The organism is Streptomyces sp. NPDC093510 (assembly GCF_040683555.1).
GTDB lineage: Bacteria > Actinomycetota > Actinomycetes > Streptomycetales > Streptomycetaceae > Streptomyces.
On sequence record NZ_JBFBEE010000006.1, the window covers coordinates 263,036 to 287,369 of the forward strand.

Consider the following 24,334-nt stretch of genomic DNA (forward strand, 5'->3'; position numbering starts at 1 on the left):
CCTTTGCGGGCCACGGGCGGCTGCTCCCCGGCCCCACGCAGGCCCTGTGCCGGCGCCAGCGCGCCGATGCGCTCCTGCGTGCGGTCTCGCCCCGTTGCGTGACCCAGCAGAAACGGTAGACATGACAGCACCACACAAGACGGTGTGCGTGATCGGTGCCGGCCCGCGCGGACTGTCCGTGCTCGAGCGGCTGTGCGCCAACGCCCGTCACCTGCCCCACGGCCACACCGTCCACGTCCACGTGGTCGACCCCTACCCGGCCGGGCCCGGCAAGGTATGGCGCACCGACCAGTCGCCCCACCTGCTGATGAACACCGTGGCCGGACAGATCTCGGTGTTCACCGACGCCAGCGTGGACCTCGAGGGACCCCTGGAGCCGGGACCGAGCCTGCACGCATGGGCCCGCGCCCTGGCCGCCGGACAGATCCAGGGCCACTACCCCGCGCCCGTCCTGGAGCAGGCCCGCACGCTGGGCCCCGACACCTACCCCACCCGCGCCTTTTACGGCCACTACCTGCGCTGGGCCCACCGGCGCGTCATCCAGGGCGCACCGCCCGGCCTGCGCGTGAGCGTCCACCGCTCGCTGGCCCTGACCCTGGACGACACCCTGGGCCCGGCCGGCCGGCCACGCCAGCGCGTCCAGCTCGCCGACGGCACCCGCCTGGACGGCCTGGACGCGGTGATCCTGTGCCAGGGACACCTGCCGGCCAAGCCCGCCGCCACCGAGCAGGACTTCACCGCCCGCACCCGCCGGCTGGGGCTGCGCCACCTGGCGCCGGCCAACCCGGCCGACGTCGACCTCAGCGCACTGGCCCCGGGCACGCCGGTCCTGCTGCGCGGCCTCGGGCTGAACTTCTTCGACTACATGGCCCAGCTCACCGCCGGCCGCGCCGGCACCTTCAGCCGCCCCCAGGGACGCCTGGTCTACCACCCCAGCGGACAAGAGCCCCAGCTGTACGCGGGCTCCCGGCGCGGCATCCCCTACCAGGCCCGCGGCGAGAACGAGAAGGGCCCCCACGGCCGCCACGAACCGCTCCTGCTCACCCCCGACCGCATCGCCCGCCTGCGCCACGAGCACCGCCACGACGGCCTGGACTTCCGCCGCGACCTGTGGCCGCTGATCGCCCGCGAGGCCGAGACCGTCTACTACACGACGCTGCTCACCTCACGCGGCGACACCCCGCAGGCCGCCCACTTCCAGCGCGACTACCTGGCGGCCGGCCGGCACCCCGGGCACAGCGAGGCCGTCCTGGAGGCCTACGGCATCGGCGAGAAGGACCGGTGGGACTGGGATCTGCTGGCCCGCCCCTACCGGGACCGGCAGTTCACCGGCCCGCACGACTTCACCGGCTGGCTCCTGGACCACCTGCGCCAGGACGTCGCCGAGGCCCGCGCCGGCAACGTCAACGGACCCCTCAAGGCGGCCCTGGACGTCCTGCGGGACCTGCGCAACGAGATCCGCCTGGCCGTCGACCACGGCGGCCTGCACGGCGACTCCTACCGCAACGACCTGGACGGCTGGTACACCCCGCTGAACGCGCACCTCTCGATCGGCCCGCCCGCCCGCCGCGTGGAGGAGATGACCGCGCTGATCGAGGCCGGCGTGCTGCACGTCATCGGACCCGGCCTGCGGGTCAGCGCGCAGGCCGCCGGATACACCGCCCACTCCCCGCTGGTGCCCGGCTCCACCGTGCGGGTGGACGCGCTCATCGAGGCACGGCTGCCCGCCATCACCCTGCGCCGCACCCAAGACGCGCTCCTGCGCCACCTGCTGGACAGCGGCCAGTGCACCGCCCACCGCATCCCCACCCGCTCCGGCACCCCCTTCGAAACCGACGGACTGGCCGTCACCCGGCGGCCGTTCCACCTCATCGACGCGGCCGGCCGCGCCCACCCGAGGCGTTTCGCCTTCGGCGTGCCCACCGAGGCGGTGCACTGGGTGACCGCCGCCGGCATCCGCCCCGGCGTCAACTCGGTGACCCTCACCGACGCCGACGCCATCGCCCGCGCCGCCCTGTCCTGCACCACCGGCCCGGACCCCGACGCCGGCCCGGACCCCGACGCCGAGCGGGACACCGGCGGTGAGCCGGACACCGGCGGTGAGCCGGACACCGGCGCAGGGCGGGATGCCGCCACCGGCCCGGGCCCGGTCACCGGGCTGGCCCCGGCCACCGGGCCGGACATCGTCACCGGCGCAGAAACCGACGCCGGCACGAACCTTGACGGTGAGCTGGACGCCGCTGGCGAGATGGAGACCAGGGCCGAGGCGGGCCCTGGTGGCGGGCTGGACACCGTCACCGAGCTGGGCCCCGCCACCGCGACGGACACCGCCACCGCGACGGACATCACCATCGCGACGGACATCACCATCGACATGAACACCGGCGGTGAGCCGGATACCGGCGGTGAGCCGGAGGCGGCCACCGACCCGGATACCGGCGGTGGGCCGGAGGCGGCCACCGACCCGGATACCGGCGCCGAGCCGGACGCGGCCACCGACACGGACACCGGCGCCGAGCTGGACAGCGCCACCGACCCGGGCCCCGCCACCGACCCGGACCCCAGGCCCGGAATGGGCCCCGCCACCGCGCCGGGCACCGCCCCGGTCCCGAGCACCGCCCCCGCCCCGGCCACCGCCACCGCCACCGCCTCCGCGCCGGGCCCCGGCGCCGCAACGGTCCAGCCCGGCCCGGGAGTTCGTACCGGAGGAGGAGTCACTCATGTCCGCTGACCTTTCGCCCGCCGCGGCCGCCGGCCCCGTGCCGGCGGAGCTGGAGCCGGGGCTGCTCGCGCCGGTCTGGGCCGGGACCCCGGTGGCGGCCGCGGTGTCCGACGGGGCCTGGCTGCAGGCGATGCTGGACGCCGAGGCGGCGCTGAGCCGGGCCCAGGCCCGGCTGGGCACGGTGCCCGAGGCGGCCGCCCGCGTGATCACCCGGGCGGCCCGGGCCGAGCACCTGGACCTGACGGCGCTGGCCCACCGGGCCCGCGAGTCCGCCAACCCGGTGGTGGCCCTGGTGGGCGAGTTCACCGCCCTGGTGGCGGCCAAGGACGCACAGGCGGCCCGCTATGTGCACCGCGGGTCCACCAGCCAGGACATCCTGGACACGGCGACCGTGCTGGTCGCCGGCCGGGCCCTGCGGCTGATCCACGCCGACCTGGAACGCACCGAGCAGGCCCTGGCCGAGCGGGCCGCCACCCACCGGGACACCCTGATGGCGGGCCGCACCCTGGCCCTGCACGCGGTGCCCACCACCTTCGGCCTGAAGGCGGCGGGCTGGCGCCACCTGGTCCTGGACGCGGCCGACAGACTGCACACCCTGCACGCGCGGGGCCCCGTCCAGCTCGGCGGGGCCGCCGGCACCCTGGCCGGATACCTCCAGCACGCCCCGCACGGCGCGGAGCCGGCCGCCTACGCCACCGACCTCACCCGGGCCTTCGCGGACGAACTGGGCCTGGCCGCCCCGCTGTTGCCCTGGCACGTGCTGCGCACCCCCGTCGCCGACCTGGCCCAGGGCGCCGCGTTCACCTGCACGGCCCTGGGCAAGATCGCCGTGGACGTGCTGTCGCTGACCCGCACCGAGGTCGGCGAGGTGCACGAGCCGGCCCCCGCGGGACGGGGCGCCTCCTCGGCGATGCCGCACAAACGCAACCCCGTGCTGGCCACCGCCATCCGCTCCGCCGCCCTGCAGGCCCCGCAGCTGGCGGCCACCGTGCTGGGCTGCATGCTCAGCGAGGACGAGCGCTCCGCCGGCGCCTGGCACGCCGAATGGGAGCCGCTGCGCGCCCTGTTGCGGCTGGCCGGGGGAGCGGCCCACCAGGCGGTGGAGCTCACGGGCCGGCTGGCGGTCGACCCGCAGCGCATGCGCGCCAACGCCGCGCTCACCGGGGGACAGATCGTCTCCGAGCGGATCGCCGCCGTCCTGGCCCCCCACATGGGCAAGGCCAGGGCCCGCGACCTGCTGAACCAGGCGTCGGCCGCCGCGGCGCGCACCGGCCGGCCCCTGGCCGCCCTGCTGGGCGAGGACGCGCAGGCCGCGGACCTGCTGGCGCAGGACTCCTGCGCCGACCTGTTCGACCCGCAGGCCTACACCGGGGCCGCCGGCGCGCTGAGCGAAGCGGCGCTCAGGCGCCGGCCGGCTCAGCGCTGACGCTGCAGGGCGATCACCGTGAGTTCTTCGATGTCGAACTCCGAGCGTCCCGGTGTGCCGTAACGGGTTATCTTCCCCCGGCTCACCCACTTTCTGATGGTCGCCTCGGAAACACCCGCGGCCAGCGCGGCCACGTTCGTGGGAACGAGCCGGTGGCGTGGGGGCCTGTTCATGCGGCGTCCTTTCGCTGGTGATTCATGAGATGCCGTACGGCAAGCAGTTCGCGCATTTCCCAGAAATGACCCGCCGAGCAGCCGATGCCGCTCTTTTGGGTGGTTGCCGCCCGCTGCGGCGAGACATTGATCTTTCCGGGGCAGCCGGTCTCGACGCACGCGACGAGGACCGCATTGTGATCACCCGGCTCGGGGTCGATGGCCCGCAGCAATTCCCGGTGGAGGGCTTCGATCTCATCGGCGAATTCGGCGGCCGGCGCCTGGCGGGCCAGCCACTCCAGATGGCCCAGCAGGAAACCGGCAAGGGCCGGGACATGGCGGTCGGGGACCACCGCCCCGGTCTTTTCCGCGACGAAACGGCACCACGCCTCGAGAACGGCCAGGCTGTTGTTCCGCGCATCGAGCGCGGAAAGGTTCAGATGATCCCGCTTGCGGCTGCCCGACACCTTTGTCGGGTTCCGCCGCCGGGACGCCGGCAAAATGTGGTACAGCCCCTCCTGGTGCAGGCCGGGAAGGGCGCGCAGGTCGCCTTCCAGCCGGCGCACGCACGGGCGGCACAGCACCGGCCCGGCGGCGGCACGGACGTCCCCGGCGTGGTCCCTGGGGCGTGAGTGGAACTCCATCGAACGAATCTCCTTCATGAGCCGGCGCGCGCCCCGCCACCGCCACGGGCCCGCGAAAACGCCCATGCCGGTATGTGCGGTGAATGCCGGACGAGTGGCCCATGGGGGAGGGGAGTGGGGCCGGATCCCCCGTGCGAAGGCCGCCGAAAGGACCACCATGGGCAACTGCCAACTGCCAACTGCCAACTGCCGGCTGCCGCCACGGTCCTGGTCAGGAAACTCCGGCAAAGGATTTACATCTGGCCCGCCGCGTGCAGGCCATGGCATTTTCAGTGAATACGGCTGCCATGCGCGTTCCGTCCCCCCGCTGTTGCGCAGATCCCCGGTGCTGCCGAGATGCAGTCGGGGGCGCACTTGGGAGAGTTCCATGAGCGGTCGGGGGTGTCAACGTGCCTCCGGCCGGGGAGAGAGCGTTAATCCAGGGCGTGTAAATTTTTCTTTTCGTAATCGATCGCCCCTAAAGGGGAACTCTAGGTTCCTCTTTTCTGAAGGGGAACTCCAGTCTCCTTCAGGTTCCGGCGTGACCGCGCAGTGTCCGCCCTTGTGAATACCCGCGGTGTGTGCCGCATGCCGCCGCCGCACACGCCCACAACAACCCAAGGAGATAGGCATGGTTAACGAAAAGACGGCCGGCACCGATACGGGCGGCCAGGAATTGTCCGCCGCCGCGCGCCGCACCACCGAAAAACTCCTGCACACCATGGAGGAACGGCTGCGCTCCTTCCTGGCCGCCGAACGCGAGGTGTGGCAGCGGGCGGACGAGCGGGCGGCCGGCGCCGTCGATGCGGTCAGCGATCTCGTCACGGCGGGCGGCAAACGCATCCGGCCCGCCTTTTGCATCACCGGCTACCTCGCCGCCGGCGGCGACCCGCAGCACCCCGGCATCATCTCGGCCGCCGCGGCGGTGGAGATGCTGCACGCCTCCGGCCTCATCCACGACGACATCATCGACGCCTCCAGCCACCGGCGCGGGATGCCCACCGTCCACGCCAAGCACACCGCGCTGCACGAGCGCCGCGCCTGGCAGGGCGAGTCACGCCGGTTCGGCGAGGGCGTGGCCCTGCTGGTCGGCGACCTGGCCCTGGTCTACTCCGACCAGCTGATGTCCCAGGCACCCCCGGCGGTCATCCCGGTGTGGAGCAAGCTGCGCTCGGAGGTGATGATCGGCCAGTACATGGACATGACCGCGGCCGCCGAGTTCTCCGTGGACCCCGAGCTCTCCCGCTGGATCGCCCTGATCAAGTCCGGCCACTACACCATCCACCGCCCCCTGGTGGTGGGGGCCAGCGCGGCCGGACGCGCCGACCTGGCCCCCGCCTTCGAGAAGTACGGCGAGGCGGTGGGCGAGGCCTTCCAGCTCCGCGACGACCTGCTGGACGCCTTCGGCGACTCCGCCGACACCGGCAAGCCGGCCGGCCTGGACTTCAGCCAGCACAAGATGACCCTGCTTTTGGGCTGGGCGATGCAGCGCGACGAACGCATCCACCAGCTGATCACCGAGCCGGGCCACACCCCCGACGAGGTCCGCCGGCGCCTGGTGGACACCGGCGTCCTGGACGACGTCGAAAAGCACATCAGCGCCCTGGTCGAACAGGGCTGCCGGGCCATCGACGACGTGCCCATCGACCCGGTGTGGCGCAACGAACTGACCCACATGGCCAACCGCGTCGCCTACCGGAGCGCATAACCCCTCCGCCGGCCCGCGCACAGGCCGGCCGCCACGACGCCGGCGGCCGGCCCCCCGCCGGCGCCCCGCACCCGCCCTGCGGCCGGCGCCCGCACCCCGGGCCCGCTCATGTCCCGCGCCGCGCCCGCTCGATGCCCGCCACAGCCTCCGTCGCAACCACCTCGAGTCCCGCTCGAGCCGCACCCCGGCCCGCCCCCGGCCCCGCCCCGGCCCCCGCGCCCCCCTCCCGTTCCCCGCGCACCCGCCCCCACCAGGCACATCGACGCCCGCACCCGCCGCCCGCACGGCCCCCGCGCCCGACCACCCCGCCCGCAGACACCCCCCGCGCCCGGCGGGCCGGCCGGGCAAACCCCGCCGCGGCGGCGGCCGCACGCCGCATGATGCAACCACAGATGCACCGAAAGGGCGGCCAAGATGAGTCCGCACGCACGCCCCGCCGACGGCCGCGAGCGCCTTGCGGGCCGCGGCCACGCCGTGGTGATCGGATCCGGCCTGGCCGGACTCACCGCGGCACGGGCCCTGGCCAACTCCATGGACCGGGTCACCGTCATCGACCGCGACCACACGCCCGCAGGCCCCGCCCGGCGCCCCGGCGTGCCCCAGGCCCGGCACACCCACACCCTGACCGCCGCCGCCCTGCAGGGCCTGGAACACCTCTTCCCCGGCATCGGATCGGACCTCACCCGCGCCGGCGCGATCCTGCTGCGCATGCCCCAGGACCTGCTGCTGCTCGGCCCGCACGGCTGGCTGCCCCGCTTCGACGCGGGCCTGTCGGTGCTCAGCGCCGGCCGCGACCTGATCGACGCGGTGCTGCGCCGGCGGCTGCGCGCCGATGCCCGGGTGCGCTTCCTGCCCGGCCACGAGGTGCTGGCCCTGGCGCCCGACCGCAACGACACCGTCACCGGCGTATGGGCCCGCCCCCGCGACCGGCAGGCCCCCGACGGCTGGGGCCCCGCACACCTGATATCCGCCGACTTCGTGGTGGACGCCTCCGGAAGCGGCTCCCGCGCCCCGCACTGGCTGGCCGAACTGGGCTACCAGCCACCCCAGGAGAGCATCACACCCGCCCGCACCACCTACGCCTCCACCGTGTTCGCCCCGCCCGCCGGCCATGTCGCCGACTGGCGCGCCCTGTTGCTCATGGCCTCACCCGACAACCCCCGCCAGGGCACCCTGCAGCCCATCGAGGGCGGCCGCTGGTCGGTGACGCTGTGCGCCGCCGACGGCGAACGCCCGCCCACCGACCACGCCGCACTGCTGCGCGCCGCCGGCGACCTGCGCCACCCCCTGCTGCGCGACGTCATCGAGGCCGCCACCCCGCTGGGCCCCCTCTACACCTGCGCCCGCACCGAGAACCGCTGGCGCCACTACGAGAAACTGCGCCGCTGGCCCGACCAGTTCCTCGTCGTCGGCGACGCGCTGGCCGTCCTGGACCCCGCCCACGGCCAGGGCATGACCCTCGCCGTGCAAAGCGCCCTGGTCCTGGACCAGGTCCTGGCCGGCCACGGCACCACGGTGGGCCTGACCTACCGGCTGCGCCGCGCCCTGGCCCACCGCCTGGCCCCCGCCTGGCACTCCAGCACCCGCCACCTGCACACCACCACCGGCGGCCCCGCCGCACCCACCGGCCTGCGCGCCCGCCTGGCCCGGCGCTACACCGCCCGCATCGCGGCCGCCGCACCCAATGACCCGCACGCGGCGACCTTGCTGGTCGCCCGCCTCCAGGCGGCCGGCCCGCTCGCCGCCGTCCCGCACCCCAGGGCGCCGCGCACCGCGCGCACCCCCGCAGCGCCGGCCCCCGCCGCGCCGCCCAGCACCACCCACGGCCCTCACGCCCGCCGGCGCCGCACCGCGCCGCCGGCACCCGCCATCGGGGTCGCCACCGGCTCACTGCGCCCCCGCCCCGCCGGCTCCTCGGCCCAGTGGCCGGCCGGGCCGCTGGAGGGGGGAGCCGACCGCGGACGGGGAAAGGCCGCCACATAGGCTTCGGTCATGACAAGAGCGCAGCAACTACCCGCTGTAAAGGCCGACTTGGGCGACCCGAGGTGGGTGCGCGGTAATAACTCGACTGGCACATACGCCCTGTTGGGCGCACCCAAGGCAACCTCCCCACAGACCGGCTCGAAACTCGCTGGAGAAACACTCGAGTTGCCGCTGGAGTCCCGCTCGAGCGCGGTTGTCCCGCGACCGCGGGTGTCGATACCGTTCGATCCGCTTCAGGGCACGGGCCCGTTTGCGCCGCTGCAGGCCGCCCCCACCACCGACCGTTCACCGGCCGGCGCGGGTGTGCCTGTGACGACTGAGCGGCGAGGGGAGGGCGCGCGGGCATGAGCATCACCGAAAAGGCGCCGCAGCGCGGGCGGGCCACGGCGCCCAAGGGCGAACGCATCGCCGACTATGTCGACGGACGGCTCGGGATCTACCAAGGGCGCACCCTGATGCGCAAGGTCTTCCCCGAACACTGGTCCTTCATGTTCGGCGAGATCGCGCTCTACAGCTTCATCATCCTGATCCTCACCGGTCTCTACCTGACCATGTTCTTCAACCCGAGCATGGCCCACACCGTCTACGACGGCCCGCACACCCCGCTGCAGGGCGTGCAGATGTCGGAGGCCTACGCCTCCACCCTCAGGATCAGCTTCGAGGTGCGCGGCGGACTGTTCATCCGCCAGCTGCACCACTGGGCCGCCCTGACCATGATCGCCGCGACCATGGCGCACACCCTGCGGCACTTCCTGACCGGCTCGTTCCGCAAGCCCCGCGAGCTCAACTGGCTCATCGGCGTGGTCCTGCTGGTCGTGGTCACCCTGGAAGGCTTCCTGGGCTACTCGCTGCCCGACGACCTCCTCTCGGGCACCGGCCTGCGCATCGCCGAGGGCGTCACGCTGGCCATCCCGCTGGTCGGCACCTATGCGACCCTGTTCCTGTTCGGCGGCGAGTTCCCCAGCACGGACGTCATCCCACGCTTTTACAGCCTGCACATCCTGCTGCTGCCGGGCCTCATCCTGGCCCTGGTCACCCTCCACCTGATCCTGGTCTTCTACCAGAAGCACACCCAGTTCCGCGGCCCGGGCCGCACCCAGAACAACGTCGTGGGCCAGCCCCTGATGCCGCACTACGCGGCCAAGGCCGGCGGCTTCTTCTTCCTGGTCTCCGGCGTCCTGGCCCTGATGGCGGGCATCGCCCAGATCAACGCCGTATGGGTGTACGGGCCCTACCGGCCCGACCAGATCTCCCAGGGCTCCCAGCCCGACTGGTACATGGGCTTTTTGGAAGGAGCCCTGCGCGCCTTCCCCGCCTGGGAGTTCGTGATCGCCGGCTACACCGTCAACATGGGCGTCCTGGTCCCGGCCGTCATCCTGCCCACGATCCTGATCGCCATCGCCGCCCTGTGGCCCTTCCTGGAATCGTGGATCACCGGCGACAAACGCGAGCACCACCTGCTGGACCGCCCGCGCGAACAGCCCACCCGCACCGCGTTCGTCTGCTCGCTGACCGCCTTCTACCTGGTGCTGTTCTTCGGCGGCTCCAACGACATCCTGGCCGAGCGCTTCCACCTGTCCATGAACGCGATCACCTGGGCGGTCCGCGTCGGCGTCTTCGTCGTCCCGGCCCTGACCTACGTCATCACCAAGCGGATCTGCATCGGCCTGCAGCTGCGCGACCGCGACAAGCTCCTGCACGGCCGCGAGACCGGACGCATCAAGCGCCTGCCGCACGGCGAGTTCATCGAGGTCCACGAGCGCGTGGACCGCGAGCAGGAGTACATGCTGCTCTCCCGCGAGGTCCCCAAGGCCCTGCCCGCCCCCGCCCGCGAGGACGACGAGGGCATCCCCAACCCCAAGTCCCGCACGCAGATGGTGCGCCACCGCCTCAGCCGCTGGCTGAGCGACGGACAGGTCCCCAACCCCAGCCCGCAGGAGATGCAGCAGGCCCTGGAACACCTGGAGCCCTCCGCGGGCGGCCACCACCCGCAGATCGCCCCCGCCGCCCCCGAGCAGGAACGCGAGGCGGACCAGCAACTGCACTGACCCGGCGGCGCGGCACAGCGCCGGGCAGGCCATGAACGACCGGCGGGGGCGACCAGGGGACGGGTCGCCCCCGCCGGCCATACCCGCACCCCCACCGCCCCCGCGCCGGCCCGCCCACCACGGCCCCGCGCCGCGCCGATCCCGGGCCCCCGTACGGGCGTTGACCCCGCCCCCGCCGCCGTACACCCCCCTCCATGGCCGTGACCCACGTCACCTTGGAGGGCCCTTGGTGTGCGGGCGCCGCCCGTGTCACTATTTCCGCAAGCCTCCCCTGCCCGAAAACAGATGCCCCCTCCCGACGGAGCGCGGGGCCCCCGGCGGCGCAGGCGAGCCGGGCCCCCACGCCGGGCCCGCACACCACCCCCACCGGCCTGACACAGGCTCACCCGCCCGCGCCCGCACGCCTTTTGGCCGAAGAGCGCACGCGCCCTGCGCCAGGCCCCGAAAACACCCGGGAACGCCGAATGCACCGGCACACGCCGGCACATCGAACACTGCGTCATGTCATGAGCAGGACGGTGAAAAGACGATTGATCCGCCCCACCGGACCGGGCAAGATCAATCAACACCGACGGGGGGCTTCCGGCGCCTGCTGCGCGTCCCCCCATTCACTCACTCAGATTCACTCACCCAGCATCGAAAACAAAAAAAAAGGGGGACAGCCATGTCCGATTCCGTACCGGCCGAGGGTTTTTCCGACGCCGCCGAGCTGCGCCGCGCCAACCGCGCCACCGTCGAGCAGTACATGCACACCCGGGGTCAGGACCGGCTGCGCCGCCACGAGCTGTTCACCGAGGACGGCCGCGGCGGCCTGTGGACCACCGACACCGGCTCCCCGGTGGAGACGGTGGGCCGCGACCGGCTGGCCGAGCACGCGGTGTGGTCGCTGGAGTGCTTCCCGGACTGGGAGTGGTACAACATCCAGATCTTCGAGACGCAGGACCCCAACCACATCTGGGTGGAGTGCGACGGACGCGGCAAGATCCGCTTCGGCGACTACCCCGAGGGCTACTACGAGAACCACTTCCTGCACTCCTTCGAACTGGAGAACGGGAAGATCAAGCGTAATCGCGAATTCATGAACCCGTTCCAGCAGCTGCGCGCACTCGGCATCCCGGTGCCCGAGATCAAGCGCACAGGAATACCCACCTGAACATGAACACCTGAAATTCGATACCACCGCTGGATCGGAGTTGCGTCATGGAAGACGTCATACGGGAGATTCGTATCCGCGGGGCATTACAGCAACCCGAGTGGAGCGACCTGTCCCAGCTGAACCGGGTCGGCGAGGCACTGGCCGCCCGCCCCGCCCTGGTGCGGGGCGAGGACCTGGCCACCCTGCGCACCCTGCTGGGCAAGGTCGCCCAGGGCGAGGCGATGGTGCTGCAGTCCGGCGACTGCGCCGAGGACCCGCAGGAGTGCACCCGCCCCCACGTGGCCCGCAAGGCCGCCCTGCTGGACCTGCTGGCCGGCTCGCTGGGCCTGATCACCGGCAAGCCGGTGCTGCGCGTGGGACGCATCGCCGGGCAGTTCGCCAAGCCGCGCTCCAAGCCCACCGAGCACGTCGACGGCGTGGAACTGCCGGTGTTCCGCGGGCACATGGTCAACGGACCCGAACCGGACGCGGAGAGCCGCCGCCCGGACCCGCTGCGCATCCTGACCGGCTACATGGCCGCCAAGGACATCGTGGAACACCTGGGCTGGCGGGAGCGGGCCGCCGGTCGCGCCGTGGTCGAGCCGCCGGTGTGGACCAGCCACGAGGCGCTGCTGCTGGACTACGAGATGCCCATGCTGCGCATGGACGACAAGGGCGCCATGTTCCTGGGCTCCACGCACTGGCCCTGGATCGGGGAGCGCACCCGCCAGGTGGAGGGCGCGCACGTGGCGCTGCTGTCCCAGGTGAGCAACCCGGTGGCCTGCAAGGTGGGCCCCTCCATGGACCCCGCCGAACTGCTGGCCCTGTGCGAGCGGCTGGATCCCTGGCGCGAGCCCGGACGCCTGACTCTGATCGCCCGGATGGGCGTGAACGCGGTCGCCGACCGGCTGCCGCCGCTGGTGGAAGCCGTCCGCGAGGCCGGGCACCCGGTCATCTGGCTGAGCGATCCGGTGCACGGCAACACCGTCACCGCGCCCGGCGGCTACAAGACCCGGATGGTGCAGACGGTCGCCCGCGAGGTCGCCGCCTTCACCCACGCGGTCAGGGAAGCGGGCGGCACCGCCGGCGGCCTGCACCTGGAGGCCACCCCCGAGGACGTCACCGAGTGCGCCACCGGCGAGGCCGACCTGGAGCGGGTCGGCGAGCGCTACCTCTCGTGCTGCGACCCCCGCCTCAACCCCGCCCAGGCCCAGTCGGTCGTCTCCGCCTGGACCGCCTGAGCCGCCACCCGGCCACCCCACCGGGCGGGCCGGCCCCGACCACGCCCCCGCCCGGGCGCCGGCACGCGCCCACGCACCAAGCCGAGGACTGAGCCATGACCGGCATACCCGCCATCACCCCCTACCCGTTGCCCGCCCAGGGCGATCTGCCCCCGGCCGCCGTGTCCTGGACCGCCCGGGCCGACCGCTCGGTCCTGTTGGTCCACGACATGCAGCGCTACTTCCTCAAGCCCTTCCCCGACCCGCTGCGCGGCCAACTCACCGCCAACGCCGCCCAGTTGCGCGACCAGTGCGCCGCCCTGGGCATCCCGGTCGCCTACACCGCCCAGCCCGGCGGCATGAGCGAACAACAGCGCGGCCTGCTCAAGGACTTCTGGGGCCCGGGCATGCGCCCCGAACCCGAGGACCGCCAGGTCGTCGACGCCCTGGCCCCCACCGGACAGGACTGGCTGCTCACCAAGTGGCGCTACAGCGCCTTCTTCAAGACCGACCTGCTCCAGCGGATGCGCGCCGCCGGCCGCGACCAGCTCATCCTGTGCGGCGTCTACGCCCACGTGGGCGTGCTGGCCACCGCCGTGGACGCCTTCACCCACGACATCCAGCCCTTCCTCATCGCCGACGCCACCGCCGACTTCTCCCAGGACTACCACCGCTCGGCCCTCACCTACGCCGCCGAACGGTGCGCCCGGGTCACCACCGTCAAGGGGCTGTTCACATGAGCGCACACCCGACCTCCGGCCCCGATGAGGCCCCGGACCTGCTGAGCACGGCCCTTGCCGGCCACAGCGAGGCGTTCGCCCTGCTGCACCGGCCCGGCGCCACCGGCCCGGACGTGGTGGAGGTGCTGACCGGCACCGTCTCCCACCCCGACACCCTGGCCGACATCCCGCTGCCCGAGCACCCCGGGCCCGCCGGGCAGGCCCGTCACGAGACGCTGGTCGTCATGCCCTACCGGCAGCTGGCCGAACGCGGCTTCGCCTGCGCCGACGACGGCACCCCGCTGGTGGCCATGACCGTGACCGGCCAGCAGCAACTGCCGCTGGCCCAGGCCCTGTCCCGCATCGCCGACGTGCCCACCGCGCTGGCCGGCGGCGACTTCGACGTCGACGACGCGGCGTACGAGGACGTGGTGCGCCGCATCGCCAAGGAGATGATCGGCACCGGGGAGGGCGCGAACTTCGTCATCAAACGCACCTTCGTCGCCGACATCACCTCCTACGGGCCGCGCAGCGCCCCGGCCCTCTTCCGCCGCCTGCTGGAACGCGAGTCGGGCGCCCACTGGACGTTTCTGATCAACACCGGCAGCCGCATCCTGGTGGGCGCCTCACCCGAGCGGCACATCAGCCTGCAGGACGGCCTGGCGGTGATGAACCCGATCAGCGGCACCTACCGCTACCCGCCCTCGGGCTCCACCCTCTCGGGCGTCCTGGCCTTCCTCGAGGACCGCAAGGAGACCGACGAGCTGTACATGGTGCTGGACGAGGAACTGAAGATGATGGCCCGCATCTGCGAGGGCGGCGGCCGCGTGGTGGGCCCCTACCTCAAGGAAATGGCCAAGGTCGCGCACACCGAGTACTTCATCGAGGGACGCAGCGACCGCGACGTGCGCGACATCCTGCGCGAGACGATGTTCGCCCCCACCGTCACCGGCAGCCCCCTGCAGAGCGCCTGCCGCATCATCCAGCAGTACGAGCCCGGCGGCCGCGGCTACTACAGCGGCGCCGCCGCCCTGATCGGCCGGGACGCGGACGGACAGCGCGTGCTGGACTCCGCGATCCTGATCCGTACCGCCGACATCAGCCCGCAAGGACGCCTGTCCATCGGGGTCGGCGCGACCATCGTGCGCCACTCCGACCCCGCCTCGGAGGCCGAGGAGACCCGCGCCAAGGCCGCCGGACTGGTCGCCGCCCTCAACGGCGACACCAAGGAACGCTTCGCCGATCACCCCAGCGTGCGCCGCGCCCTGGAACTGCGCAACGACTCCATCGCCGGGTTCTGGCTGACCGACACCGGCGCCCGCGCCGCCGCACTGCCCCAACTGGCCGGACGCCGGGTGCTGGTGATCGACGCCGAGGACACCTTCACCTCGATGATCGACCAGCAGCTGCGCTCCCTGGGCCTGCACGTGACGGTGCGCCGCTACGACGAGGCCTACACCTTCGAGGGCCACGACCTCATCGTGATGGGCCCGGGCCCCGGCGACCCGCAGGAGGTGGCCCACCCCAAGATGCGCCACCTGCACACCGCCGTCGCCACCCTCCTGCGCGAACAGCGGCCCTTCTTGGCCGTCTGCCTCAGCCACCAGGTCCTTGGCCTGCAGCTGGGCCTGCCGCTGCGCCGCAGGACGGTGCCCAACCAGGGCGTACAGAAGCAGATCGACCTGTTCGGCGCCGCCGAACACGTCGGCTACTACAACACCTTCGCCCTGCTCAGCGAGCACGACGAAGTCACCCTGGACCCCACCGGCGCCGGCCGGGTCCAGGTCAGCCGGGATGCGGCCACCGGCGAGGTGCACGCCCTGCGCGGACCGGGCTTCGCCTCCCTGCAGTTCCATCCCGAATCCGTCCTGACCCGGGAAGGGCCCCGCATCGTGGGCACGGTCCTGGCCGACCTGATGGCCCCGGCCCGCACCCCCGACCCGGCCTGACCTGCCCCGGCCGGGCCGGCGCCACCCCCCGAGCGCCGGCCCGGCCCCCTTCACCTCGTTTTCCGCCCGGCGCCACCCCGAACCGCCGCCGGGCCGCCATGCAACTCACCGACGAACCGTGGGAACCAGGGGGAGCCATGCCCGATATCGCTGTGGTCCAAGAGGTGTACTCGGCCATCGAGGAATCAGCCCGGCAGGTGGGAGTGCCCTGCTCACGCGAGCAGCTGTGGCCGGTCCTGACCGCCTTCGGCGACGACCTCGCCGACGCCGGGATCGTCCTGAGCGTGTCCAGCGACACCCACCCCCCGGCCGACCTCGACTACACCATCACGGTGCCCCCGGGCGGCAGCGACCCCTACGCCCTCGCCCTGGCCGGCGGCTTCATCCCGCACAGCGCACACCACCCCGCGGCCGGCCTGCTCAGCGACCTCAGAAACCGCATCCCCGTCAGCGAGCACTTCATCGACAGCGGAGTCGTCGGCGGCTTCAGCAAGATCTACGCCCACTTCCCCTTCGACACGCAGGAGGCCTCCGCACTAGCGGAGCTGCCCTCCATGCCGCGCTCGCTGGCCCACCACGCGGCGCTCTTCGCACGCCACCACCTGAACGAGGTGGCGATGGTGGGCATCGACTACCGGCGCAAGACGGTGAACCTGTACTTCGCCCACCTCGCCGACGCCTTTCGCCAGGCGAGCAACCTCCGTTCACTGCACCGCGCGATCGGCCTGCCCGAACCCGACGGGGCGATGCGGGACTTCGCCCAAAAAGCGTTCCGCGTCTATGTCACCCTCAGCTGGGACTCCCTGGCCATCGAGCGGATCTGCTACGCCCATACCCCGGTCCGCGGCTTCGACCCCGCGGCCCTGCCCCGGCCCCTGGCCCCGGCGATCCACGACTTCATCCACCGGGCCCGGCGCACCTACGCCGGGCGGCCCATCGTCATCGCGGCCGCCAAGTGGACACCCCAGGGGGCCTATGTGAACCTCGGCCCCTACATCCGGCTCTCGCCGCTGATGCGCAAGCTGTTGCAGGAGCTCACCCAGAAACCGGCCTGAGCATCGGCCCACGTCGCGGCCGCCGCCCGGCTCGAGCCAGTCTCGAGCGGGCGCGAGCGATGATGGTCCCCCGAGCCCGGACATGATCAACGGCTGCAGACGGACGGGGGAGTGCGGGCGCCGAATCCGGCGATCACACACGTCCCTCCCGATGCCTGCCCCGATCTGCCTGATGAAAACCGCGCCAACAATTAAATGTGGAGAGGTATGTCGAAGAACACCGACCTGTCAGGGCTCTACTCGGTCATCGAGGAATCTTCCCGGCTCGTGGACGTGCCCTGCGCACGGGACACGGTCTGGCCGATCCTGACCGCGTTCGAAGATACGCTCGCGCAGGCCGTCATCGCCTTCAGGGTGGCGACGGGGGAGCGCAACGCGGGAGATTTCGACTGCCGCTTCACCATGCTTCCCAAGGGCCTCGACCCCTATGCCGTGGCACTGGCCAACGGCCTGACCGCGCCGACGGATCACCCGGTGGGCAGCCTCCTGGAAGAACTCTGCCGGGAATTCCCCGTCGAAAGCGGCGGTATCGACTTCGGTGTCGTCGGCGGCTTCAAGAAGACCTGGTCCTTCTTTCCCACCGACAGCCTCCAGTCGCTGTCCGAGCTGGTCCGCCTGGAGTCGATGCCGGCCTCCGCCGCGGAGAACCTCGACTTCTTCACCCGCTACGACCTGGCCGACCGGGTGAGCCTGGTGGGGATCGACTATCCGCACAAGTCGCTGAACCTGTACTTCGGCGCGGCCCCCGCGGCCACCTTCGAGCCCGAGGGCATCACCGCGATCCTGCGCGATGCCGGACTGCCCGCCCCCAGCGAGCGCCTGCTCGGCTTCGGCGCCCGGGCCTTTGGCATCTACGCCACGCTGAGCTGGGAGTCCGCGAAGGTCGAGCGGATCACCATCGCCGCCATGACCCCCGACCCCACGGCGCTGCCCGTGCGCATCGAAGAGAAGATCGAGCACTACGTGAACAAGGCGCCCTACAGCACCGAGGACCGCCAGTTCGTCTACGCGATCACCTCGGCGCCCACGGGGGAGTACCACAAGCTCCAGTCGTACTACAAGTGGCATTCTCAGGTGGAGAACACTCTGCTGGTGACCGGCAACGGATGACGGCGCCCTTCGCCGCCCCGGCGCGGTGAAGTCCCGCTGGAATCCCTGCAGTTGAGACCCTGCCCGACCGACCCGCCTGCCCCTGGGTGGGGATCCGCATACCGGCCGAAATCCTGCAAGGAGAACTCTCGTGAACATCGCACTATGGATCGTCGCCTCGGTGCTGGGCGCAGCCTGCCTGGCCGGCGGTGCCATGAAAGTCGCCCAGCCCACCGAGAAGCTGGCCGCCTCCGGCTTCGGCTGGGTGGAGGACTTCAGCGGCAACACCGTCAAGACCATCGGCGCCCTGGAGATGCTGGCCGGCGTGGGCCTGATCCTGCCCGCGGTGCTCGACATCGCACCGGTGATGGTGCCGGTGGCCGCCCTGGGCCTGGCGGCCCTCATGATCGGCGCCGCCATCACCCACCTGCGGCGCCAGGAGATCGAGGGAATCGTGGTCAACGCGGTCCTGCTGGGCGTGTCCCTCTTCGTGGTGTGGGGCCGCTTCGGCCCCCACTCCTTCTGAACCGACACCACTTGAGCGAACCGGCCCTGTCGGGCCGGCGCCGGGATTCCCGGTGCCGGCCCGACAGGGCCGGTTCGGCGTATACGGGCCCGAACGACCGGACCCCTTTTTTACGGGAAAAACAAATGCCCTGAGCCGGGCCGCCGCAGCAGGGCGGGGGAGCCGGACAGTACGGCATGGGCCCGGCTCAGGGCTGTCACGGATGGCCGCGGTGACATCGCACCGCACGCCGCACCGGCCCCATTTTGGTAAAAGAAGCCGGTGCATCGGGACGGGCCGCGCAAAGCCTGCGCGGCATTCTCAGCCGCAGAGGCCAAGAAGCGGAGATCGCAAATTCCGGATCGGGCTGCCGGGGGATGGAGCCCGACCCGGAATTTCCGATCTCTTCTCCTTACGACGAAACAGGCCGTTGAAATGTGAGGTGACCCGCGTCACCTCGGTGCGCTCCGCACGCCAACGCTCCGTCCTCGCACAGAAGGGACAGCATGACCAGTACCCGACCCCGTCCCGGGGCGGACCCGGGCACCGACGTCTTCGATGCCGCACTCAAGGAGTTCTTCGCCGGCCGCCGCGCCGAGGCGAAGGCGATCAGCCCGGCCTACGCCGGCGCCGTCGCCGAGCTGGAGAGCTATGTGCTGCGCGGCGGCAAACGCGTGCGGCCCACCTTCGCCTGGCTCGGCTGGCTCGGCGCCGGCGGCCGGCCCGAGGACCCCGGCGCCCCGGCCGTCCTGCGCACCTGCGCCGCCCTGGAACTCCTGCACGCCTCCGCCCTGATCCACGACGACGTCATCGACGCCGCCCCCACCCGCCGGGGCGCGCCCGCCGCCCACGTCATGTTCGCCGACCGGCACCGCGCGCAGTGCCTGAGCGGCGACGCGGACCTGTACGGCACCGGCGCCGCCATCCTGATCGGCGACCTCGCCCAGGGCTGGGCCGATGACATGATCCGCACCGGCGGGCTGCCCGCACCCGCCCAGCAGCGGATCTCGCCCGTCTGGTCGGCGCTGCGCACCGAGGTGCTGTGCGGACAGCTCCTGGACCTGAGCGCCGAGGCCGGCGCCGCCGAGGACATCGAGACCCCGCTGCTGGTCGACCACTACAAGACCGCCTCCTACACGGTGGAACGCCCGCTGCACATCGGCGCCGCGATCGCCGGCGCGGACGACGAACTCATCGCCGCCTACCGGGCGTTCGGCCTGGACATCGGCATCGCCTTCCAGCTGCGCGACGACCTGCTGGGCGTGTTCGGCGCCCCGGACACCACCGGCAAGCCCTCCGGCGGCGACCTCATCCAGGGCAAACGCACGGTGCTGTTCGCGGCCGCGCTGCAGTACGCCGACGAACGCGACCCGGACGCCGCGAAGTTCCTGCGCACCAGGATCGGCACCGACCTCAGCCTCGAGGAACTCGCCACGATGCGCGCCATCATCACCGACGTCGGCGCCGTGGCCCACGTCGAACGCGACATCACCGCCCGCACCGACCGCGCCCTGGCCGCCCTGGAGAACAGCAGCGCCGGCGACTACGCCAAACAGCGGCTGCGCGCCATGGCCGTCAGCGCGACCCAGCGCACCTCCTGACCCCGCACACCAGCAGGCCCCCCCGCGGTGCACCAGCCACCGCGAGGGGCCCTTCGACCCGGCGGTCCTGGTCTTCCAGGACCGCCTTTTTTTGTTTGTCCGCTCAGCGGCGGGCGCTCGGGGTCTTGGTGACCCGGAAGTTGGCCATCATGCCCATCGCCGCGTGGTCGAACATGTGGCAGTGGTACACGTAGGTGCCCTCGTAGCCGGTGAACGTCGCCTGCAGCTTGACCGTCTCACCGGGCATCAGGGAGACGGTGTCCTTCAGCCCGCTCTCGGGCCCGGAGGTGACGGGCTTGCCGCCGCGCTCCAGCACCCGGAACTGCACCAGGTGCATGTGGAAGTTGTGCGGGACACGGGTGTTGGTGTTGCGCACGGTCCAGATCTCCGTGGCCCCGTACTCGACCTCGGTGTCGACCCGGTCCATGTCGTAGGCCTTGCCGTTGATGAACGAGTCGGCGCTGGCCCCGCTCTCGTCCATGCTCAGCTCGAAGCTGCGGTTGACCGTGGCGGTGCCCAGCGCGGGCAGCGTGCGCAGCGTGGCGGGCACGGTGCTGGAGTCGGCGACCGGCGCGCCCACCCGGAACTGCAGGACCTTGCCGATCTGCTCGGCGGGATCGTCGGGATAGCGGGCCGCGGTGTTCTCCAGGATGAGCCGGGTGCCGGCCGGATACCGGGAGAAGTCCACGACCAGGTCGGCGCGCTCGCCGGGCGACAGCGGCACCGAGGTCACCTCCACCGGCTTCTCCAGCAGCCCGCCGTCCGAGCCGATCTGCTGCATCGCCGAGCCGTCGGACAGCTTGAGCGTGTAGAAGCGCATGTTGGACGTGTTGTACAGCCGCAGGCGGTACTTGCGGGCGGCGACCTGGAAGTAGGGCCAGGGCTTGCCGTTGGCCAGCAGCACCCGGCGCATGCGGTCACCCATGGCGTACACGAGCTGGCCGCTGTCGTCGAAGCGCGCGTCGCTCAGCGCGATCGGCACGTCATAGGCGCCGGTGGGCAGGTTCAGCTTCTGCTCCACGGTGTCGGTGAGCAGGTAGAAGCCGGTCAGCCCGCGGTAGACGGTCTCCGACTCGTAGTGGTGGGCGTGGTCGTGGAACCACATGTTCGCGTGCGGCTGGCTGTTGGGGTAGGTGTAGGTCTTGGTGCCGCCGCCGGCCGCGACCAGGTCCATGGGGGCGCCGTCGCTGCTCTCGGGCACGTGCGCGCCGTGCAGGTGGACCGAGGTGGGCACGCTCAGCTGGTTGGTCTGCTGGACCACCACGCGCCGCCCGGAGACCGCCTTGATCAGGGGGCCGGGAAAGCTCCCGTTGAAGGTGCGCACCCGGGTCAGGCGGCCGGGCAGGATCTGCGCGTCCGCCTCCTTCATGGTGATCCGGTAGTAGCTGGTCGTGCTGGACACCGAGCTGGGCTGGAGCACCTTGGGCAGCGGCATCGCCTGCTCGAACTGCGGGATGGTGGTGGGGTCCAGGTCGGCGGCCTGGGCGGGTGCGGTGTCGGCCATGGCCGGCACCAGCAGGCCGGCGCTGCCGATGGCACCGGTCAAAGCGGCGCCCGTCTTGAGGACGGTTCTGCGCTGGATCATGTTTCTTCCCCCGAGGAGTGCTTGCGAAGGGGCGGGCGCACAAGGGCGTGGCCCGCGACGTGAATGGCCGTACTGGGTGGGGCCGGCCCCGCCGGGGCGCGGGGCGCGCGGCGGGGCCGGCGAAGCGGCGGGTGGCGAAGCGGCGTGCGGTGCCCGGCCGCGCCGCACGGCCGCGAAGAAAAGGGGGCGGCCGTGCGCGTCAGAATCAACTCGCCCCGGACACAGGCGTGGTGCCGGCCCCCGGCCTCCGGTGGTCGGTGCGGGGCGGGAATCCGGGCGGGCCGGCAGGGCCCTCCTTGCGGCCGGGCCCTCTGCGCCCGCAGGCCGGCACGGTGGCGGCGGGTGGTGGTAGGGGCCCGGCCGGGCGCCGGGGAACACCGGCCGGCGGGCGGCGCCGGCCGGGATTCCGGCCCTCTCGGGCCCCGGCTGCCTGGGGCCTTGGCTGTCCCTGGCCCCGGCTCTCTCAGGACTCGGCGGTCAGGACCGCCTCGACCACGGAGGCGTGCGGCGAGGGCTCCAGGAAGCGCGTGACCTCAAAGCCGGTGGCCGTCAGCAGCTCCTCGTACTCCGCGCGGGTGCGGTTGCGCCCGTTGAGGACCGTCATCATCATCATGTCCACCGTCTTGCCGGGGTGCGGCTCGTTGCCCGCGGGGATCATGGGGTTGGCGACCAGGAGCCGGCCGTGCGCGGGCATGGCGCTGCGGCAGGTGCGCAGGATGCTCAGACACTGCTCGTCGGGCCAGCTGGCCAGCACCTGCTTGAGGAAGTAGACGTCGGCGCCCGCGGGCACCGAGACGAAGAAGTCCCCGGCCTCGGTGTGCCAGCGGCCCGCCAGGTCCGGGGTGTCCAGGACGTGCCCGGCCACCACGTTCTCCAGGTCGAACAGGGTGCCCGTCAGCTGCGGGTTGCGCCGCAGGATGGAGCGCAGCAGCCCGCCCTGCCCGCCGCCCACATCCACCAGCGTCTTGGCCTGGGAGAAGTCGCAGGCATCGGCGATGTCGTCGCTCATGGCCTCGGAGACCGACGCCATGGCGGAGTTGAAGGCCTGCCCGAAGTCGGGGTGGGTGGCGACATAGTTGTAGAAGGAGCTGCCGTACTGCCCCTCGAAGGCGGTCGTGCCGGTGCGCACGGCCTCGTGCAGCCGGCCCGCCGGCTCCCAGAAGGGGGCCTCGCCGCACACCGTGATGTACTCGCGCAGCGAACGCTCGGAGTCCGAACGCAGCGGCTGGGCGCGCGGGGTGAGGTGGAAGCGGCCCGCCTCGTCCTCGCGGAAGACCTCCTTGGTGGCCAGGTAGCGCAGGATCCGGTAGAGGTGCGAGGCGTTGACCCCCACCGCCTCGGCGAGTTCCCCGGCCGTGCGGGGACCGTCCACCAGGTGATCGGCGATCCCGAAGCGCGCGGCGCTGTTCAGCGCCGCCGAGTACATGTAGCCCAGGGAGAGTTCGAGCAGCTCGCTCGTCGCCTCGGCGGACGCGGACGCCTGCGGGCCTTCTGCGGCCCCGGACTGTGTGACTGCCATCGACAAGGTCCTTCTCTCATCTGTCCGATTCCAGGGGGCGCACGAGGGCGTGCACGAGACCTGGTGGGGGGAAGTCCAGCCTCTGTGCGGTCCATCGGATTCCGCTCGAGCGCCGCAAGAGTGCATCCCCAGGGGCAGTTCAGCGTTCCTTGACCTGGCAGCGGGTCACGGCAACGATATTGAGCCACAACGGTGCATGACAGCCAGCGCGGGCCGCGCGGCGGACGCACCGTTTCACGCCACACACTCGGGGGGCTCGATGTCTGGAAAAGCCGATATTGAAAGTTTGTACCTGGCGGTGGAGGAAGCGGCCGGGCTGGTGGACACCGCCTGCTCGCGCGAGCGGATGTGGCCCGCCCTGACCGCCTTCGAGGACCTGATCGTCTCACCGGTCGTCTTCAACACGGTGGCCGGCGGCGGCCTCTCCTTCGACTTCACCACGCCCCTGTCCGCCGGCGACCCCTACGAACACGCCCTCGCCCACCACCTGGTCCAAGAGACGCACCACCCGGTGCGCGCCCTGTTCTCCCAGGTCCAGGAGCGCCTTCCCGTGCACTCCTACGGCGTGGACTACGGGATCGGCGGCCACTTCAACAAGACCTACGCCTTCTTCGCCATGGGCGACCTGCAGAGCCTGGCCCACCTCGCCGGCATCCCCGCCATGCCGCCGGGCCTGGCCGCCCACCTGGACACCTTCACCAGGTACGGCCTGGACGCCAAGGTGTCGGCCCTGGCCGTGGACTACGCGCGCCGCACCTGGAACGTGTACTTCAACGCGCTCTCCGCCCAGCACCTGGAGCGCGGCACCGTCCGCGCGATGCTGCGCGACTTCGGCCTGCCCGAGCCCAGCGAGCAGATGCTGGACTTCGCCGGGGCCTCGGGCGCGCTGTATCCCACCTTCGCCTGGGACTCCCCGAGGGTCGAGCGGATCTGCTTCTCCCTGCGCACCACCGACCCGGCGGCCCTGGCCCCGCACATCGAACCGCGCCTGGAGAAACTCGCCAGGAACGCCCCCTACACCTACGACGGCGAGCGGGTCCTGGTCTACGCCGGCGCGCTGGCGCCCGGCAAGGAGTACTACAAGCTCGCCACCTACCACCAGATGGTCTCCGCCGCGCACGACCGGGTGCGCCCCGCGAGCTGACCCGGCCCCGCTCCGGCGCCCGCACCCCAAGGGGCGCCGGAGCGCGGGAGCGGCCCGCGGCACCGGCCGCCGGTGCCCGCCGCGCCCCGCCGTGCGCCAGTGCCCGCTCGCCTCCAGGACGCCCTTGTCCCCGCCCAGCCGACCGTGTCAC

General features: G+C 72.1%; 17 protein-coding genes and 1 pseudogene. 14 read left to right on the plus strand and 4 right to left on the minus strand.

Annotation, left to right across the window (positions count from 1 at the left end):
• Positions 1–121 precede the first annotated feature (121 nt).
• A pseudogene (locus AB0N81_RS12330) lies at positions 122–2,020 on the plus strand (FAD/NAD(P)-binding protein); the annotation flags it as partial.
• 700 nt (positions 2,021–2,720) lie between these two features.
• Positions 2,721–4,148: an adenylosuccinate lyase family protein gene (locus tag AB0N81_RS12335; RefSeq protein WP_365357707.1), complete on the plus strand. Its 1,428-nt coding sequence runs from the start codon at positions 2,721–2,723 to the stop codon at positions 4,146–4,148.
• On the opposite strand, the gene AB0N81_RS12340 is transcribed toward AB0N81_RS12335, so the two are convergent.
• Positions 4,139–4,321 carry a hypothetical protein gene (locus tag AB0N81_RS12340; RefSeq protein WP_365357708.1) on the minus strand — a complete coding sequence of 61 codons (183 nt, stop codon included), beginning with the start codon at positions 4,319–4,321 and terminating at the stop codon, positions 4,139–4,141. The genes AB0N81_RS12335 and AB0N81_RS12340 overlap by 10 nt on opposite strands.
• On the minus strand, positions 4,318–4,944 hold the full coding sequence (locus AB0N81_RS12345) for a hypothetical protein (RefSeq protein WP_365357709.1): 627 nt from the start codon (positions 4,942–4,944) through the stop codon (positions 4,318–4,320). Before AB0N81_RS12345 ends, AB0N81_RS12340 begins: the two co-directional genes overlap by 4 nt.
• 610 nt (positions 4,945–5,554) lie before the next feature.
• On the opposite strand from AB0N81_RS12345, the gene AB0N81_RS12350 reads away from it, so the two are divergent.
• The 11 genes from AB0N81_RS12350 (at position 5,555) to AB0N81_RS12400 (ending at position 19,935) form a co-directional block, all read left to right on the plus strand.
• A complete protein-coding gene (locus AB0N81_RS12350) occupies positions 5,555–6,631 on the plus strand; it encodes a polyprenyl synthetase family protein (RefSeq protein ID WP_365357710.1) in 1,077 nt (358 codons plus the stop codon).
• A 414-nt stretch (positions 6,632–7,045) separates the two neighbouring features.
• Positions 7,046–8,614, plus strand: a complete 1,569-nt coding sequence (locus AB0N81_RS12355) for an FAD-dependent oxidoreductase (protein ID WP_365357711.1) — start codon at positions 7,046–7,048, stop codon at positions 8,612–8,614.
• A 344-nt stretch (positions 8,615–8,958) separates the two neighbouring features.
• Complete coding sequence (locus AB0N81_RS12360; RefSeq protein ID WP_365357712.1) at positions 8,959–10,662, plus strand: cytochrome bc complex cytochrome b subunit; 1,704 nt, start codon at positions 8,959–8,961, stop codon at positions 10,660–10,662.
• 664 nt (positions 10,663–11,326) lie between these two features.
• Entirely contained in the window at positions 11,327–11,815 is a 489-nt protein-coding gene (locus AB0N81_RS12365; RefSeq protein WP_365357713.1) for a PhzA/PhzB family protein, read from the plus strand.
• Positions 11,816–11,862: 47 nt separating this feature from the next.
• Complete coding sequence (locus AB0N81_RS12370; RefSeq protein ID WP_365357714.1) at positions 11,863–13,038, plus strand: 3-deoxy-7-phosphoheptulonate synthase; 1,176 nt, start codon at positions 11,863–11,865, stop codon at positions 13,036–13,038.
• A 95-nt stretch (positions 13,039–13,133) separates the two neighbouring features.
• A complete protein-coding gene (locus AB0N81_RS12375; RefSeq protein ID WP_365357715.1) occupies positions 13,134–13,757 on the plus strand; it encodes an isochorismatase family protein in 624 nt (207 codons plus the stop codon).
• Positions 13,754–15,685, plus strand: coding sequence for a chorismate-binding protein (locus AB0N81_RS12380; protein WP_365357716.1), 1,932 nt, complete (start codon positions 13,754–13,756; stop codon positions 15,683–15,685). Before AB0N81_RS12375 ends, AB0N81_RS12380 begins: the two co-directional genes overlap by 4 nt.
• A 137-nt stretch (positions 15,686–15,822) precedes the next feature.
• A complete protein-coding gene (locus AB0N81_RS12385) occupies positions 15,823–16,740 on the plus strand; it encodes an aromatic prenyltransferase (protein ID WP_365357717.1) in 918 nt (305 codons plus the stop codon).
• A gap of 207 nt (positions 16,741–16,947) precedes the next feature.
• Positions 16,948–17,850, plus strand: coding sequence for an aromatic prenyltransferase (locus AB0N81_RS12390; protein ID WP_365357718.1), 903 nt, complete (start codon positions 16,948–16,950; stop codon positions 17,848–17,850).
• 130 nt (positions 17,851–17,980) lie between these two features.
• The gene (locus AB0N81_RS12395; protein WP_365357719.1) at positions 17,981–18,355 is read left to right on the plus strand and encodes a DoxX family protein; all 375 of its coding nucleotides are present in this window, start codon (positions 17,981–17,983) and stop codon (positions 18,353–18,355) included.
• Positions 18,356–18,840: 485 nt separating this feature from the next.
• A complete protein-coding gene (locus AB0N81_RS12400) occupies positions 18,841–19,935 on the plus strand; it encodes a polyprenyl synthetase family protein (RefSeq protein WP_365357720.1) in 1,095 nt (364 codons plus the stop codon).
• Between the two features lie 103 nt (positions 19,936–20,038).
• Here the strand turns inward: AB0N81_RS12400 and AB0N81_RS12405 are convergent, their stop codons facing one another.
• Together AB0N81_RS12405 and AB0N81_RS12410 are read right to left on the minus strand one after the other, a co-directional pair.
• A complete protein-coding gene (locus AB0N81_RS12405) occupies positions 20,039–21,520 on the minus strand; it encodes a multicopper oxidase domain-containing protein (RefSeq protein ID WP_365357721.1) in 1,482 nt (493 codons plus the stop codon).
• A gap of 463 nt (positions 21,521–21,983) precedes the next feature.
• On the minus strand, positions 21,984–23,039 hold the full coding sequence (locus AB0N81_RS12410; RefSeq protein ID WP_365357722.1) for an ArsR family transcriptional regulator: 1,056 nt from the start codon (positions 23,037–23,039) through the stop codon (positions 21,984–21,986).
• A 286-nt stretch (positions 23,040–23,325) separates the two neighbouring features.
• On the opposite strand from AB0N81_RS12410, the gene AB0N81_RS12415 reads away from it, so the two are divergent.
• Positions 23,326–24,183, plus strand: coding sequence for an aromatic prenyltransferase (locus tag AB0N81_RS12415; protein WP_365357723.1), 858 nt, complete (start codon positions 23,326–23,328; stop codon positions 24,181–24,183).
• The last annotated feature ends 151 nt before the right edge of the window (positions 24,184–24,334 follow it).

Coding starts and splice junctions, on each gene's coding strand:
- AB0N81_RS12385 (WP_365357717.1), top strand. CDS start 15,823: ATGCCCGATATCGCTGTGGTCCAAGAGGTGTACTCGGCCATCGAGGAA.
- AB0N81_RS12380 (WP_365357716.1), top strand. CDS start 13,754: ATGAGCGCACACCCGACCTCCGGCCCCGATGAGGCCCCGGACCTGCTG.
- AB0N81_RS12390 (WP_365357718.1), top strand. CDS start 16,948: ATGTCGAAGAACACCGACCTGTCAGGGCTCTACTCGGTCATCGAGGAA.
- AB0N81_RS12350 (WP_365357710.1), top strand. CDS start 5,555: ATGGTTAACGAAAAGACGGCCGGCACCGATACGGGCGGCCAGGAATTG.
- AB0N81_RS12375 (WP_365357715.1), top strand. CDS start 13,134: ATGACCGGCATACCCGCCATCACCCCCTACCCGTTGCCCGCCCAGGGC.
- AB0N81_RS12400 (WP_365357720.1), top strand. CDS start 18,841: ATGACCAGTACCCGACCCCGTCCCGGGGCGGACCCGGGCACCGACGTC.
- AB0N81_RS12410 (WP_365357722.1), bottom strand. CDS start 23,039: ATGGCAGTCACACAGTCCGGGGCCGCAGAAGGCCCGCAGGCGTCCGCG.
- AB0N81_RS12335 (WP_365357707.1), top strand. CDS start 2,721: ATGTCCGCTGACCTTTCGCCCGCCGCGGCCGCCGGCCCCGTGCCGGCG.
- AB0N81_RS12340 (WP_365357708.1), bottom strand. CDS start 4,321: ATGAACAGGCCCCCACGCCACCGGCTCGTTCCCACGAACGTGGCCGCG.
- AB0N81_RS12365 (WP_365357713.1), top strand. CDS start 11,327: ATGTCCGATTCCGTACCGGCCGAGGGTTTTTCCGACGCCGCCGAGCTG.
- AB0N81_RS12370 (WP_365357714.1), top strand. CDS start 11,863: ATGGAAGACGTCATACGGGAGATTCGTATCCGCGGGGCATTACAGCAA.
- AB0N81_RS12355 (WP_365357711.1), top strand. CDS start 7,046: ATGAGTCCGCACGCACGCCCCGCCGACGGCCGCGAGCGCCTTGCGGGC.
- AB0N81_RS12405 (WP_365357721.1), bottom strand. CDS start 21,520: ATGATCCAGCGCAGAACCGTCCTCAAGACGGGCGCCGCTTTGACCGGT.
- AB0N81_RS12345 (WP_365357709.1), bottom strand. CDS start 4,944: ATGGAGTTCCACTCACGCCCCAGGGACCACGCCGGGGACGTCCGTGCC.
- AB0N81_RS12360 (WP_365357712.1), top strand. CDS start 8,959: ATGAGCATCACCGAAAAGGCGCCGCAGCGCGGGCGGGCCACGGCGCCC.